This is a genomic window from Vibrio sp. Vb1026, from assembly GCF_033338745.1.
In the GTDB taxonomy this organism is placed as follows: domain Bacteria; phylum Pseudomonadota; class Gammaproteobacteria; order Enterobacterales; family Vibrionaceae; genus Vibrio; species Vibrio alginolyticus.
This window is the reverse complement of record NZ_JAWOTH010000003.1, coordinates 269,433-285,091: the sequence shown is the minus strand read 5'-3', so window position 1 is coordinate 285,091 and position 15,659 is coordinate 269,433. Positions and strand designations below refer to the sequence as shown.

At 45.5% G+C, this 15,659-nt stretch carries 12 protein-coding genes; 7 read left to right on the top strand and 5 right to left on the bottom strand.

Annotation, left to right across the window (positions count from 1 at the left end; all coding sequences use genetic code 11):
- The first annotated feature begins 242 nt into the window (after window positions 1-242).
- Complete coding sequence (locus tag R7E47_RS07820) at window positions 243-3,752, top strand: T6SS effector BTH_I2691 family protein (protein WP_318084016.1); 3,510 nt, start codon at window positions 243-245, stop codon at window positions 3,750-3,752.
- 3 nt (window positions 3,753-3,755) lie between these two features.
- Window positions 3,756-4,700: a hypothetical protein gene (locus R7E47_RS07815; protein ID WP_005376756.1), complete on the top strand. Its 945-nt coding sequence runs from the start codon at window positions 3,756-3,758 to the stop codon at window positions 4,698-4,700.
- A 134-nt stretch (window positions 4,701-4,834) separates the two neighbouring features.
- Here R7E47_RS07815 and R7E47_RS07810 read toward each other — a convergent pair whose 3' ends face one another.
- From R7E47_RS07810 to R7E47_RS07800, 3 genes are read right to left on the bottom strand one after another with little or no spacing between them, the layout of a single operon-like run.
- Complete coding sequence (locus R7E47_RS07810) at window positions 4,835-5,251, bottom strand: GtrA family protein (RefSeq protein WP_005376755.1); 417 nt, start codon at window positions 5,249-5,251, stop codon at window positions 4,835-4,837.
- A gap of 4 nt (window positions 5,252-5,255) precedes the next feature.
- Window positions 5,256-6,662, bottom strand: a complete 1,407-nt coding sequence (locus tag R7E47_RS07805) for a glycosyltransferase family 39 protein (RefSeq protein ID WP_318084015.1) — start codon at window positions 6,660-6,662, stop codon at window positions 5,256-5,258.
- Window positions 6,663-6,664: 2 nt separating this feature from the next.
- Window positions 6,665-7,705: a glycosyltransferase family 2 protein gene (locus R7E47_RS07800; protein ID WP_017820495.1), complete on the bottom strand. Its 1,041-nt coding sequence runs from the start codon at window positions 7,703-7,705 to the stop codon at window positions 6,665-6,667.
- 152 nt (window positions 7,706-7,857) lie between these two features.
- Here R7E47_RS07800 and R7E47_RS07795 point away from each other — a divergent pair, with 152 nt between their 5' ends.
- The 3 genes from R7E47_RS07795 (at window position 7,858) to R7E47_RS07785 (ending at window position 10,824) form a co-directional block, all read left to right on the top strand.
- Window positions 7,858-8,535, top strand: coding sequence for a response regulator transcription factor (locus R7E47_RS07795; protein ID WP_213971349.1), 678 nt, complete (start codon window positions 7,858-7,860; stop codon window positions 8,533-8,535).
- Window positions 8,532-9,818 carry a sensor histidine kinase gene (locus R7E47_RS07790; protein WP_213971350.1) on the top strand — a complete coding sequence of 429 codons (1,287 nt, stop codon included), beginning with the start codon at window positions 8,532-8,534 and terminating at the stop codon, window positions 9,816-9,818. Before R7E47_RS07795 ends, R7E47_RS07790 begins: the two co-directional genes overlap by 4 nt.
- Window positions 9,819-9,927: 109 nt before the next feature.
- A complete protein-coding gene (locus R7E47_RS07785; protein WP_031810409.1) occupies window positions 9,928-10,824 on the top strand; it encodes a 1-aminocyclopropane-1-carboxylate deaminase/D-cysteine desulfhydrase in 897 nt (298 codons plus the stop codon).
- A gap of 48 nt (window positions 10,825-10,872) precedes the next feature.
- Here R7E47_RS07785 and R7E47_RS07780 read toward each other — a convergent pair whose 3' ends face one another.
- Together R7E47_RS07780 and R7E47_RS07775 are read right to left on the bottom strand one after the other, a co-directional pair.
- A complete protein-coding gene (locus R7E47_RS07780; RefSeq protein WP_054574773.1) occupies window positions 10,873-11,415 on the bottom strand; it encodes a hydrolase in 543 nt (180 codons plus the stop codon).
- 150 nt (window positions 11,416-11,565) lie between these two features.
- Window positions 11,566-12,426: a LysR family transcriptional regulator gene (locus R7E47_RS07775; protein WP_262635072.1), complete on the bottom strand. Its 861-nt coding sequence runs from the start codon at window positions 12,424-12,426 to the stop codon at window positions 11,566-11,568.
- 99 nt (window positions 12,427-12,525) lie between these two features.
- Here R7E47_RS07775 and R7E47_RS07770 point away from each other — a divergent pair, with 99 nt between their 5' ends.
- Complete coding sequence (locus R7E47_RS07770) at window positions 12,526-13,590, top strand: HlyD family secretion protein (RefSeq protein ID WP_262635073.1); 1,065 nt, start codon at window positions 12,526-12,528, stop codon at window positions 13,588-13,590.
- 9 nt (window positions 13,591-13,599) lie between these two features.
- Window positions 13,600-14,619 carry a DUF2955 domain-containing protein gene (locus R7E47_RS07765; protein WP_213971353.1) on the top strand — a complete coding sequence of 340 codons (1,020 nt, stop codon included), beginning with the start codon at window positions 13,600-13,602 and terminating at the stop codon, window positions 14,617-14,619.
- The last annotated feature ends 1,040 nt before the right edge of the window (window positions 14,620-15,659 follow it).

Here is a 15,659-nt window from a genome sequence, read left to right as displayed (position 1 = left end):
AGAAAGGGCTCCAGAGTTAACTCTGGAGCCCTTTTGTTTTGTCGGCTCATTGAGGCATCACTAATAACTCAAACTTTGATTCAATCAATACAAAAAATGGTAAACACCAACCAACTTATTGGAAAAACAAACAATTATTTGATTGAAGCAAAACCATAAAAACATAACTCATTGATTTTTAATTGCTTTATTTTGGTGCGATATTTGCGTAACAGAGTAAAACTCTTAAACATGGGCTAACGATGAATAATCCACTTCCTCCAAAAACTTCTATGTTCTGGTATGACAACAGCTATACCTATGAGGAGGCCGTTCAGGCATTTGAAAGCGATGGTACACTGAAATCGCTGAATATCGTTCCAACCACGGAATCCGATGATCTTGCTGGCTCCCCCCCAGAGCGCAGTATGTTTTGGGAGGGAGAAACAAAAAAAATCGATCCGCCACCGCCGTCTGAACCAGAGCCTCTCAATTTAAAAACTGAGAAAGAAGCAACGGAAGCATCACCTGCGCACTTTATCCCAGTCCGCTATGCCATCGATCAGCTAGAAACAGAAGAGACACAACCTTTTGGTTTGCCTGAAGAATGGAAAGGCCAAGGCCCAGCCAAACTCAATACCGTTGGTTACACCCTGCGTCAACTGCGCGACGGTTGGCTGTATGTCTATGATGCAATCAACAAAAGCTTAGACGAATACGAAATCAAAGGAACGCAATTCACGCTCTATAAGTTGGGAGAATCAGAAAGCCCAAAATCAGAGCAGCGTGGGACACCACAAGATGCAAAGCCCTTTCTTACTTACGTCAACGGAAGCGTACTATCGATTTGCTTCTCTGAGCACCGCTGGACATGGCACACGTTCATGCGCGTACTTAACAATCCGAGTAATCATATCGATCGCATGCAAACCATTGTTCTGTCCTCAAACGAGAACCAGCACAACATTGCATCAATAGATAAGTTAACCCAAGTCGCTGATATTGAATCTTCTGCCGTCGATGATGGTCGCTTTGCGGATTCTGGCATCACAACCAAAGCCGATGAATATGGTTCCATCTTTAAACCTGTCGCAGTCAAAAGCGATTTAACCTCTGCGATTCCAGAAGAAGAGTCAGGCTACTTCGTCGCGATAAAAGATTACGCCGCAGACATTCAAGATATGTCACTGCATTTTGTTGGTGCCGCAAGCCCTTACCGCCTTTTCACTGACCAGTTTTCAAACCAGTGGAACTTGATGCAGACCGCCATGCAGCTGTGCATGTTCGGGGCAAGCGACAATATAGACATGCCTACAGGAGTAAAGCGCAAAAACCAAGAGCTTGAATTCTATATGGACATGGCGGATTACTATGACAACTCAACAATGGTTGACATTACCAGTGAATCTCAAGCAGCTATCATCAAAGGAATGCCGTCTTCATTTTCCCAGCAAGCTATCGATGATTACCAAAAGTCCACTTCAGAAATAGCAGAGGCCATACAGAAAAAATATGGCATTTCAGCAAACCGATTTGGTAAATACGAACAATGGATAGCGACTGAACGCTGGCGTCAGCAGCTCAACTGGAAGCAAATGCTGAGCAAGATGAAAGAGCTGTCAGAACAAAAAGAAAACATGCTAACCCAAGTGGTTTCGGTCAAACGCGACTTTATCGCAGTAATGGAGTCCTTAACGCCGCATCATCTCGAAAGAACCTTCGACCTATACAGCGAAGACACGCAGTACAGCTTGTATCAACTGCACAAGCAAGCGGTTGAGTCATTTACTCTGGTGATACAAGAAGAAGACCGCCAATGGGCTGAAAGCCAATGGGAGAAACCAACCAGTTTACTTGCTCTCTATGCCTCTGGGTTTAGTCGTAGTTTATTTAAAGTGATGGAGAAGAATATTACAGAGGCGCTTGATGAACAGTCGATCGTCTCAGAAAACCCTGATCCTGATAATCAGTTGATGGACCAGATATCTGATACCGGCAACCGCGTGAATATGTACTCTAAGATCATGGACTTTGTTTCCAACCCAAACACTGCGGAAACAGCCTTTCTCAAAGATATCGCCAAAGGTTTCCAAGAGCTGGATATTATTTTTAAATCTGCAATAGGTGCGCTTGCAAAAGGCGTTGTAGAGTTTGGTGTTAGCATGACCTCACAAGTATCAATTTCGCTGATGCCTGTTTTCGCTAAACCTCTGAACCGTCATAGCTATTATTTATTTGCCGTTATTGCAGAACATATGGCACACAATATGCCTGTTACTGTAAATGAAAGCTACGCTCGCGATTTTAAAAAATGGAAAACACGCGTAAATGATTACCCAAGTGAGCTCAAGAAAAACGATGCGGTCATTGCTGACTTCCAGAAAAACAACCGCAAAGCCGACTCTAAATACACAACAGCTTTAAAAAATAAAAAGAGAATTAAGAAGGCACTCGCTGTAGCTACATTGGAGTACCCACAGTACATTGAGTTACCTGATGATCTACCTCAAAGAACCATCGAGCTTAGAACGCGGATCGCTATGAATAAGCTCAATGATTTGAATAAACTGTTCGAGAATGCCGGTGGTCTAGGCTTTATGGCATTAGTATTTAACTGCATCGCGCTTGGTGATGCCATGAGTAGTATCCAAGACACTGGGTTAATGTCCTCAGATGAATTTTTAGATATCCAGCAAAAGCTTTTATATACAGCCAACGCTTGGACGGGGATTCGCACGGGTAAATTATGGGATAGTGTGAAGGGTGATCCTCGGTTAAGGTCACATTCATATAAAGCATTAAAAGAGTTAGTAAATAATAATGCCCGTGGTTTTGATAACTTGATCCTTGATGACTTAAAGGTATTCAATAAATGGCTAGCTGTGACCGGAGTTATTGGAGCTCTTGCTTCGGGTATAGAGGCCTATCGTTCATGGAAGAACATAGACGGTTTACATGGGAGCGCAAGAGTTGTCGAATACTTCAACTTTGCATCTTTAGTTGGATTGACACTTGTAGGTGGGTTTCAAGCTATCGGTGGATTAACTGGGATTTGGTCTGCAAATATTCTGTTTGGAGGTCCGATCATGTTTGTCATTATGGGCCTTACTGCAGTTTACCTTCTTAGTAATCATATAATGAGTAAACTTAAACAAGATGATTATCAAAAGTGGTTAGATAAACTTCCTTGGGGCTATCACCCAGATAAAGCCCTGTGGAGTCAATCCTCAAGCTTGGTAGAGAGAGAAAAGCATAATTCCTCTTTAGTGCAAGAGGCTCTTTTTGAGTTAAAAACCATAATGGATAAACCTTTGATCTGCCAAATACCATTGATGCGTACCGTTCCGAATTCAACAACACAGTATCCGGCAGCAAAACAAGAATTGTTTGGTATTGAGCTACATATCCAAGTTCCCACCAATACAGCAAGAGATGGAATAAAACTTCGGACAAATACTTCTGTAACAGAGGGAGGACTGGGGTCGGGAGCTTGGCACACTGGAGTAGATCTAGAAACGTTGGATAGTTCAACAGATTCCTCAGATTCTCAAAGTGTCTATAAATTGACTTTACCAATGAAAGACTCGGCTAAATATTTAGCATTTGAGATAGAATACATTCTTGATGAGAAGAGCGAATTTAACCGTAAGTACTGGTTCCAAAATAATGCAAAACAGCGTGCAACTTATACAGCAATTTCAGACAATACCAAACAAGCAACGATCAGAAGTTCATTATCTTCGATTAATAGTGAACTTAGCTTACAGGAGTAACCTTTGGCTTATTTACCTTTCTATATTACCCCAGAAGAATTTTCAGCATACCAAGAAGAGCAGGAGCAAAAAATTCTTAACGGGATGAATCTGACAGTCTGGCATAAGCACGATATTGAAGAGCCTTTTCGATACTTATACCTATCAATTGCTATAGCTGCTGTCAGTCCATTATTTTTCCTTACCTATTTCCTACATGATAGTAGTGAAATGATCTTAACTTACATTTTATCGGGGCTGACGATAATCATGTCTGGTGTGTCTTATCTGACATTTGGTTTGGACAATCGGTATGATTACACCTTCTCCGATCGCGGGTTAGTCATAAAAAAACGACGTAATTTACCGAATTGGGTAAACTCCGCGGCTCAAGTCATGGGCTGGATTGGAGCAATAGTTTGTGTCGTGATGGTTGGAGTTGCTGGACCGATGGTTCTTGTCGGAGCCGGTGGCTTTATATTGGTTTCATTTGGTATGCTTAAACGTCAGCCTGATGAACCAACAGAAGTGAGGGTCGGAGAACGTGAAGACTGGCTCTTTGCTGATTACAATAAGAAAAGAAAAGTAATTAAGTTCTTTTTTAAGCATGACACATGCGAATATATTAATATAGAACATACTAAGATTTCACGCTTACACAACCGATTCCACTATTACGTATTTTTCAAAACCGTGTCTGACTTAGAGTCTATGGTCAATCAGCTAGCCACGGAATATAAGCTTGACTGTACAGAAGTCGCCGACCACAAAAAGCTATTTGAAGCTAAGCCAGAGGCTAGACTGTTTGGTACGCCAGTTTGTTATAAAGAATATCAAACCGATGAGGTATTTGATTTAAGGGCGTCAAATGCCCCGCTCCCAGAGCGAGAGTACCTATATAACGGCAAGTGGCAAACCGAGTCTGAAATCGAACAATCAAAATCTGAACTAACGGCAGCCAAGGTATAAACCTTGGCTTGTTTACCTTTTTACATCCCCCCATGAAAAGCTTTAGATTTACTCTGATGTACAAAAAGAAAAATTGGTTCAAATAACGAATTTTTAACTCGAGGATAGGATAGTAAGCCCGAACCTTTCTATCCTCAACTAAACACCCATTTTGCACTGAGTAAATAGTTACTCACCATGCCTACCAATATGCCTAAGATCAAAGCCAAATAGACCATCACTCCTTGCGTCCCTAACGAGAGCGTTACGCCTTTGAACACAATAAAGTTCGGCAAAGCACTGATACAGGCACTCGCCATAAATTTTTGCCATTGAGCGAAAGGGTTGGTTTTTTCTGCTTGAGAGAAAGTCAGCCAGCGATTGCCAAGCCAAGTCGTGGTTGCCGCAAACAAAAATGCTATCCCACGAGCCAGCATCAACTCCAGACCAAGCCAATGGAACAACACAGAAAAGATAATGGTGTCGACCATAAAGCCGACACCACCTACCAGAGCAAACCTTGTTAACGAAGCAAACCTTTCCAGCGAAGCAAATTTTGGTAATTTGCGCATTCCGTTATCCAACCACACAGGTGTAGAGTGAGCGTTTCGATTTTGCTGTGAACTCATTGGTACAACTCAACGCATTTTCATGAATCATGCTATCCACTTGCTGCGATTTACCAATCAGGTGGAATTTCTTCAGATTGTTTAAGTCATTCTTATCTTCAAGCTTTTTCGCCTGACCATGACTATAGAACTGACCTGAGAACGGGCGCTTACCAATGTAAAAGACCGGAGCGTTGTCATTAATTTGCGCGAAGATTATACGGTCGCTGCGGCTATCTGCTTTGCCCATATTCAAAACCAACATCGCAATCATAAGCAGGGCTGGCAACACCGCTGCCGTTCCGGTCAACCATTTGAAATCGTGTTTATCCACCAGCATTGCAATCAAAATACCCAACGCAGGCACACCCGGTAATACGTAAGCAGGCAGAATATTCCCAGCCATGGTGAACAAGATCATTGGAGAAATCAGCCAACACATCAGGAAGCTAAATAAACCTTGATGATCGGTTTCAATAGCTTTGAGTACCTTACGACGTTTCCACGCCAAGATAGGCAATACAATTGACCAAGGCGCAGCCGATTGCAGCCAGAATACCCAGATCATCCCACGTGGTTGATCATGAGCAGAGCCATACAGGTCCCCTTCCCAACCGCTGACAACAAAACGCTTAAAGTGCTCGCCAACAATGAAGTAATCAATAAATCCAGGCGTCGCCATTTCAGCCATGATGTACCAAGGTAGAGCAATCGCAAGCATGAGCGCCAACCCCAACACAATTGGAAAACGCTGCCACAAGGCTTTGAAGGCACCGAAGAAACCATGCTGAATCACAAGCCAAGGAAACACTGCGATGCCCATGATCACGATCGCCACCGGACCTTTTGCTAACAGCCCGCAAGCCAAGCCAAAGAAACCGAGATAACCCCACAATCGGCTGTGGTTGTCTTTGCCAAGCCAGCAGTAGTAAAAGCCGACCATCGCCATGGTCATTGCCAATGTCAGTGCCATGTCTGTCATCACTGCACCCGCCGCAATTGAAAAGATGCCACACGTCGCCAATACCAACGCTGCGATGACTGCATTAAAGCCAGCGCGATGCGCCATGGCTGCAACAAAAATAATAGTCGCGACACCCGCCAACCAATGAGGCGCGCGCACTGCGAATTCATTCAATCCAAACAACTCAATGCCGTAAGCACTCATCCACGTGAACAGGGGTGGCTTCCCCCAAAAAGGCACGCCGTAATCAAACTGTGGGGTAAGCCAATTGCCGGTTTCCACCATTAAGCGCGCCATTTCGCCGTAGCGGGCTTCTGTGGTGTCCATCAAAGGGTAAGCGGCAAGTGAAATAAGACGGAGTAAAAGAGCAAACGCCAACAACAACCACAAATGGGTTTTATTAATACTCATGATTACGCGGTTTCTCCCAGTTTAAACTTCATGGTTTGGATGGATTGATGTTTTGCAGGCTGCTCGTAAACAGACTGAACAAGATAAAGAGGACGTTGCTTGGTCTCGACAAAAATGCGGCCAATGTATTCACCCAAAAGGCCAATCGACAGCAGTTGCACACCGCCCAACGCAAGTTGGACGACCATCATGGATGGGTAGCCAGTGACAGGCTCACCAAACACAACGGTTTTCATCACAATGAATGCGCCATAGATAAAGGCACTGAACGCCACTAACGCACCGGCAAGTGTCGCTAAGCGCAAAGGACGAATGGAAAACGAGGTAATGCCGTCCATTGCAAGGCCAATCAGCTTGAGGTAGTTCCATTTGGTTTCACCACAGAAACGAGCGTCACGCTCAAACTGAACCGTCACTTGCTTGAAACCCGGCCAAGAAAAGATGCCTTTCATGTATCGGTTACGCTCTGGCAACGCATTGATGTGTTTAACCACTTTTGCGCTCAATAGACGGAAATCGCCCACGTTCTCCGGCACATCCAATTTCGCCATGCTATTAAGCACTTTGTAAAAGCAAGCGGCCGAGAAGCGTTTGAACCAGGTTTCACCGTGGCGTTCACTGCGCTGCATATTCACCACGTCATAACCTTCACGCCATTTTGATACCATTTGCGGGATCAACTCCGGTGGGTCTTGCAAGTCGGCATCAATCACAATCACCGCTTCACCTTGGCAGTGTTCCAGACCCGCACTCATGGCGGACTCTTTGCCAAAGTTACGGCTTAATGCAATACAACGAACGTCGCTAGAAGATTGAGAAAAGTTTTGCGCGATCATTAGGCTGTCATCTTTGCTGCCGTCGTCGACATAGACGATTTCGCAATGTTCTGGCATTTCATCCAAAACGGCGGCTAAACGACGATGAAATTCAGTCAAGACTTCTTGCTCGTTAAAGAATGGCACCACAACAGACAAAACTGTTTTAGGCTCAGTGTGTTGGCTCACCTTTGAAAAGGTTGCAGCGTGAATGTTGAAGGTTGACATGCTACTCTTCCACTAAATCCGATGAATGAATCCAGTCTACAAACATCAACGTGAAAGAGATGTTATTGACATCTTTTTCACGTCCTTAGTGAATAATGTTCGGTTAAGACGAAGTCTTATTTTCGAACACCTGCCCACTTGGAGAGAAATACATGAAACGCATACTTTTAGTCGAAGATAATCGAGAAATTGCAGGCATGCTGTTCGATTATTTTGAGTGTGCAGGTATGGAACTCGATTATGCAGACAACGGCGAACTCGGCCTGAAACTAGCGATGGAAAACACCTTCGACATCATCTTGCTCGATCTCATGCTGCCACGCATGGATGGCCTGACCATGTGTAATAAACTTCGCGACGCGGGCAACAACACACCGGTACTTATGCTGACGGCGCTCGATAGCCGTGACGATATGCTCAAAGGCTTCCAACACGGTGCGGATGACTATCTGACCAAACCTTTCGATCTGGATATTCTTGAAGCGCGCATGATGGCACTGATCCGCCGTTACCGTGGCACTGTCGCATCGAGCAAGTTGGAATACGGTGAAGTCTCTATCGACCAAAAAACGCGTAAAGCTTACCGCCAAGATAAACTGCTAGCGCTAAACCCAACCACTTACACCATTCTGGAAATGCTTGTGAAAAGCGCACCAGATGTGGTGACACGCGAAGAAATCGCCTTCCAACTTTGGCAAGAGAACGAGCCGAACAACGACGTTCTGCGCAGCCACATTTACCAACTTCGCAACCAACTTGATAAGCCATTTGAACAACATGTGCTTATCACCGTGCCGAAAGTTGGCTTCCGATTGGAGACTGGTGCATGATCAATCGCTTACTTGCTAGCACGCAAAGCACACAAAGTATGACAGGGCGACTCGCTCTGTTTTTCTCTTTTGTGTCGGTCGTGATTGGCATCTTCTGCTTTTTGTTGATTACCGGCTCCCTGCTTTGGTCTGAAGACCGCGTGGGCGAGCGTCGTATTATGGTCGACAAAAAAGAAGCGATTGAACATTTCCAGTCCCACCCAGAGCAAGGTAGTATTCAGCTTGACCTGCTCACCACCGCATACAACGACATCTCATTGGTTGCCGAGCGCTACCAAAAATACCTGATTGGTCAAAAGCACTTTCTTGATGAAGTAGAAGACGGTGAATACTCGCGCATGGTTTACATGAGCACTTACACCTACAAAGGCGTTGAACATCCCGTTATTCTGGTTTCCTTGATTGATGAAATCGAGATCACCTCAGAGGAATTCATTCTCGTCGTCGCTATGGTGCTGTCCATTGTCGCCGTGCTGGTGTTTCTGTTTGGTAGTCTGCTGCTGCGCTTATCACAGCGCTTAATTGAACCCGTCAATGCGCTTAAAACTCAACTCGATCACCACCAAGGCGATGCCACGCAGACCTTTAGTGTGCCTGAGGGCTCGGCCAAAGAGTTCCAAACCCTCGCGGATGAGTTGAATGAATATCGCCACAAAATCAACCAAGTCATCAAGCGCGAGCAAGCCTTTGCACGATACGCAAGCCATGAACTGCGTACACCGTTAACCGTGATGAAAGGCTCAAGTAGCTTACTGGCGAGAAGTGCGAACACAGATTTCCAGACCCGCCAAGTGAATCGAATTCAGGATGCAACGCAGCAAATGTCGACTATGGTGGATGCCCTACTCGGCTTAGTACGTTACGAGCGTAATGCAGATGATTCACCAGTGCGCAGCATCACCGAAGAAGAACTCAACCAAATCATCTTCCAAAGCCAAGCTCAGGCGGATGAGAAAGCACTCAACTTTAATGTACAGAACGACGGCAACCCAAGAACGCGTGCGACCAATGCCGTGTTGACCATAATTCTTGGTAACCTGATTCGCAACGGCATCGCCGCGACACCATCGGGATCAATTCATATCAGCATGGATGAAAACACCATCTCGGTGCGCGATGAAGGTGAAGGCTTTTCGACCATTCCGCACTCAGATGGGCACGGATTAGGTTTGATGATTGTGGATGATTTGTGCCAACGCTATGGCTGGCAATTTAAGATTGGTACACATCCAGAGGGTGGTTGTGAAGCAGTAATTAACCTCGCAACAGAACATCAGGAATAACCGAAATGGAAGTCCTGAAACCCAGACTTTTTATCTGGGTTTAATGGCGTTACACTACGCGCCCTTTATAAATGGCAAAGGTGACACGGTTTATTCCGTCAGCATCGACATGAAACTCTCAGAAAGTCCTATCACCCAACATAGCTTTAATGGGCGCAAATTTTTCCTTAAACGTGACGACATGCTCCACTCCCACTTTTCTGGGAACAAAGCACGTAAGTTTATGACGTTAATGGAAGAGCAAAATCCCGACATCACCACGTTAATAAGCTTTGGCTCCGCTCAATCTAATGCCATGTACTCGCTAGCGGCTCTCGCCCAGATTAAAGGTTGGGCATTTGAGTTTTATGTTCATCACATTCCATCTTGGCTAAAAAGCTCCCCCATCGGAAACTATCGCGGCGCTCTCGATTTAGGTATGAAAATCACCGCCATGCAAGACATCGGTAGCGAACTCCACCCTAGTGAATACATCCACCAGGTACGAAGAGTAGATGAGTCGACATTGCTTATTCCAGAGGGTGGACGTTCCCACCTCGCTGAAGCGGGCATCAAACAGTTAGCACGAGAAATTCTTGATTGGACGCGATTGAGAGGTAAAGAGCAGTTTACGGTCGCCCTGCCATCAGGCACTGGCACGACCGCTTTATATCTTCATAAACATTTAAGCCCACACGGCATAGAAGTGCTAACTTGCCCTTGCGTAGGCGATGCAGATTACTTAACTGAACAGTTCAACCAGCTCGGTGAAAACAGCCACCCAACCATTTTAACCGTGCGCAACAAACACCATTTTGGTCGCTTGTACGAAGAAGATTACATCACATGGAAAGCACTCTTTGAGCAAACCGACCTCGAATTTGACCTGTTATACGACCCGTATATGTGGCAATGCCTCACCCCTTGGTTGGAAGAGAACACAGATAAAACGGTGATTTATATTCACCAAGGCGGGTTACTTGGCAACGAGTCGATGTTGCCAAGATATCAACGAGAATTTGAATAGCGTGTTCAAATAAAGTTGTTGCTGATTACAGTGATTACAGTGATTCCACTATTTGATGAGCGCCAGAATTTCTTTGAATTCAGGTGCTCGGCAATCTTCGACCATTTCATACAAACACATTTCTAGCCCAGTGAGCACCACACCGTTAGCGGTTAACTTCGCAAGAGCGAGCGCCTTATTGGCAGCGGTTCGGGAAGATACACAATCCGTGACTAATTCAACGCGATAACCGGACTGGCGCAGAGAAACCGCGGTTTGATAGACGCAAATGTGGGATTCAATACCGCAAACCAACCAGGTATCAACTTTCGCGTTCTCCACCGCGACGTTAAACGTCGCCTCTTTGCAACCATCAAACGTGTACTTGGTAATAGGTAAATGCGTGCTTTCAAGCACTTCACGAATCGGCTCCGCGGTTGGGCCCAATTTTTCTGGATTCTGTTCTAGCCACAGAATAGGCAAATCTAGTGCTTTGGCGCCCTTTACCAGTTTCGTGATATTTTCAATCAGAGCGTCACTTTCATGCATTAATGTAGCGAGTTTGCCCTGAACATCCACCACAATCAGGCCCGTGTTTCCTTTCGATAACATTTCCATCTCCTATCTTGTGCGACCACAAACCATACTCAACAAGTTGAGCAATAGTTAATGTATCAGAATCCTTTCATGTTAGAGCACTAAAACCTAGAAAGATGACCTTCGCTCACACATTTGCTCTTAGTTAAGAGTGGTTTGAACTGACTATTTAAATTTCTCTCGAATTAGCTCAATCAAGGCTTTGACTTTATTGGGCAGAAATAAGGCCGAGGGATAAATCAGAGTAAGATGCTGCTTCGGATGCGCAAATTGAGGCAGCACCTCGACCAACAAACCGTCTCTCAGTGCAGGCTTGGAATGAATTTGAGGAATAAACGCGATGCCGTTTCCTGCTATCGCCATCGAGCGCAGCAAGTTGAGGTCGTCCGAGCGCAACGCCACATGCAGATCTGAATCGAGCAAATCGGCATTGTAACGATTAGTTAAAAGGCGATGCTGCTTAAGATCTTCCACCGTTTTTACTGGCGGATGCGATTCTAGATAGGCTTTTGACGCAACAAAGTGACTACGATAAGGCAAAAGACTGAACTGCACATAGCTGTCATCGGTGACTCTGACCACGCTCGGAAGAAGCTGTAAATCAAACGATTGACGCTTGAGATCGACACTCTCTTGATGGTTTTCAATCTCGACCGAAATCTCCGGATACCGCGTTGTGTACTCGGTGATGATCGCGTTAAACGCGGCAGAGCTCATCAATGCGGAAGGAATGGCTAAACGCACCTTGCCCGTCAGCTCTTGTTGATATTCGTGCATGGCATTTAAACCTTGCTGAATATGGTCAATAGGCTGCCCCACCAACTCAAACAAGCGTTTTCCATGCTCCGTCAACTCAATGCTGCGTGTTGTGCGGATCAAAAGCTGTACCCCGAGCGATTTCTCTAATTCTTGCAGGCGACGACTCACTTTTGAGCGTTGTAGTTGATTCGCCTCTGCCGCTGCACTTATACCGCGGTGAACCACCGTCTGAGTGAATAGGTAAATATCATCAAAACTAACGTTCATTGTCCTATTTTTAGGTCATTCATGTTCGTATTATCATTCTACTGAATTGTGGGTGACTTCTCTATAATCCGCTATCCAATATGTTTAACGGAACTTGTAATGACAGCTGAACAAAAATTCAAACACTGGATGCGAACTTTGATTGTCCTGTTCATCGTACTATTTTTGTACATTATCATTGCTGACCGCCACGCCCCCTTAACGACCGAAGGACGAGTACAAGGATACGTTGTCCAAGTCGCACCCGAGGTATCTGGTAAAGTGACCGACGTTCTCATCGAGAATAACCAGTCCGTTCAAAAAGGCGATGTGTTGTTTACGATTGATGATCGTAAATACAAGATAGCGCTTGAACAGGCGGAGCTGTCTCTGCAATCCGCTTATGAAAAAGAAGCAACACTGTATTCTCAACGCGAAGCCGCTCTTGCCAATATTGCCCGCGCACGAGCGACATTTGATAATGCACACCGCGAGTACAACCGCTTACTGACACTATCGAAGCAGAAAGTCATCTCTCAATCGACACTCGATAATGCCTTTGCCCAAAATCAGGTATCACGTGCAGCGCTTAAAGCGGAACGACAAAACTTAAAAGTCATTGAGGCGCAATTAGGCGATCAAAAAGGTCAAAGCACCGCCGTTCGAATTGCCAAAAATGGCATCGAAAAGGCGCAACTTGATTTGGCAAATACCGCGGTACTCGCTCCCAGTGATGGTGTCGTGACCAACCTGCAACTAGAAGTTGGCACGATGGCAAACACCAACATGCCATTGCTGACATTTGTACCAACAGGATCACTTTGGGTAGCCGCTGATTTTCGTGAAAAATCCGTCGCGAACGTAGACAAGACTTTCCACGCCTTGGTCACATTTGATGCCAACCCAGGTTCAGTGTACGACTTTGATTTAGCTAGCCGTGATTACGGTGTAGCAGCCGCACAACAAACGCCTAATGGCGCACTAACCAAAGTGGAAGTGAACAACCGCTGGGTACGTGATGCGCAGCGTACACGAGTGAACCTAACCAGCAGCGAAGAGTTACCACCAGCACTGTTTGTCGGCTCTCGCGCTACCATTGTTTTATACCCAGACAACAGCATTTTCTGGCAGTTGATGGCGCAAGCACAGATTCACCTCGCAAGCTGGTTCCACTTCATTTACTAGGCGGCGACAATGAAAACCTTACGAATTTGGTTCGGCTGCTCTTTAGGGCTCGCGCTAAGCATGATCTTCGGTTGGTCTTACGGATTTTTTGCCATCATGATGCCGCTGTTTATATTGGGCAGAATGGACAACTTTAATCTTTCGGCTTTATTGATCGTGTTTTTCTCTGCGGTGTGGACAACCATACAAGCCACATTTTTGCTGGAATACTTGCAGTTTCATCCAACATTAATGATCGTAGCCGTCGGAATCATGATGCTGTTCAAGTGCATTGCAATGATGAACCAGAAAACCTATTTGTTTGGTTACATGGGGCTGTTAGTGGGTTCAATTGTGTTGAATTTTGCCAGCTATAACTTCATGGATATTGAAGAGTTCAATGTCAACATGTGGGTGATGGCGTTCAGCAATATTTTTGTTTGCGCATTCGCGTATTGGTTGTTCCCTGAGCCAAAGTCCCCCACCGAGCACATTGAGATGTCGACCCCAGTGAAAAGCGATATTGACTACATCAGCCAAGTTGCCATGGGTTGGGTAGTGGCGATGGCGGCGTTTATCGTATTCCAAGTAGCGGACTTATATGACTCGTTATCCGCACAAGCTTCCATTTTGATCATCCTAACCCCAATGACTTTAGCGGGCTCGCTCGCCATGGCAAAAATTCGCATCATCGGCACCGCACTAGGCTGCATCGCAGGGATGGCTGTTCAGCTGATATTGGGCAGTTGGTATGGGCATGGGCTACTCTTTTGGCTCGCCTTTACCATTGCAATGGGGCCATCCTGCTTGTGGCTCACAAAGGGGCAAATTAAAGCGGCTATCGCGTTTTCTGCCATGTCTGCCCTATCGGTTCCGCTGACGACTTCATTGGTGCCAGAACAAAAAGACGCGTTCTTTTCGATCTTGTACCGTTTCAGCTCGATTTTCGTTGCGGTTCTGCTCACCGCGATGGTGATGTGGGTGGTGCATCACTGGATTCGTGTGATATTGCTAAAGCATCCTGAGATGAAGAACGTGGAGTTGAATTAAATCTGGCCGAGGCTGGAAACGGGAAATGTATGTCGCTCACTTTACTGTGAGCGGCATTTTTATTTAAAACGGTCACCCTGAACATTGAGGAACGAGCGTGGTTCAGGATCTACTCACCGAGTGCTGTAAAGTTCGAAGGTTATCGCCATTTTCCAGTGAGTTGTTAGTAGATTCCTAGTCTCGTCTAGACTCGCTGGAATGACCAAAATTTGAATACAAGCCAAATAGTTGGGTATGTGAGTAACGTATCTCTTAACATCCGTCATCCTGAACAGCGAGGGACGAGCGTGGTTCAGGATCTACTCACCGACTGCTTTGAAGTGCGAAAGTTATCGTCATTTCCTAGCGAGCAGTAACCCGATTCCTAGTCTCACTTAAACTCGCTGGAATGACCCAAAATTGAATACAAGCCAAATAATTGGGTATGTGAGTAACGTATCTTCCAACATCCGTCATCCTGAACAGCGAGGGACGAGCGTGATTCAGGAGCTACCCACCGAGTGCTTTGAGGTTCGTAGACTATCGCTATTTCCCAGCGAGTTGTTAGTAGATTCCTAGTCTCGTCTAGACTCGCTGGAATGACCAAAATTTGAATACAAGCCAAATAGTTGGGTATGTGAGTAACGTATCTCTTAACATCCGTCATCCTGAACAGCGAGGGACGAGCGTGGTTCAGGATCTACTCACCGACTGCTTTGAAGTGCGAAAGTTATCGTCATTTCCTAGCGAGCAGTAACCCGATTCCTAGTCTCACTTAAACTAGCTGGAATGACGTTATCTTGAAACTGCTCTAATAACTAGGGTTGTGGCGAGCAATATATCTTCCAACATCCGTCATCCTGAACAGCGAGGGACGAGGTGATTCAGGAGCTACCCACCGAGTGCTTTGAGGTTCGTAGACTATCGCTATTTCCCAGCGAGTTGTAATCAGATTCCTAGTCTCGTCTAGACTCGCTGGAATGACCCTCTCTTAGAGCAGATCCAATACCTAGGGTTGTGGCGAGCAATGTATCTTCCAACATCCGTCATCCTGAACAGCG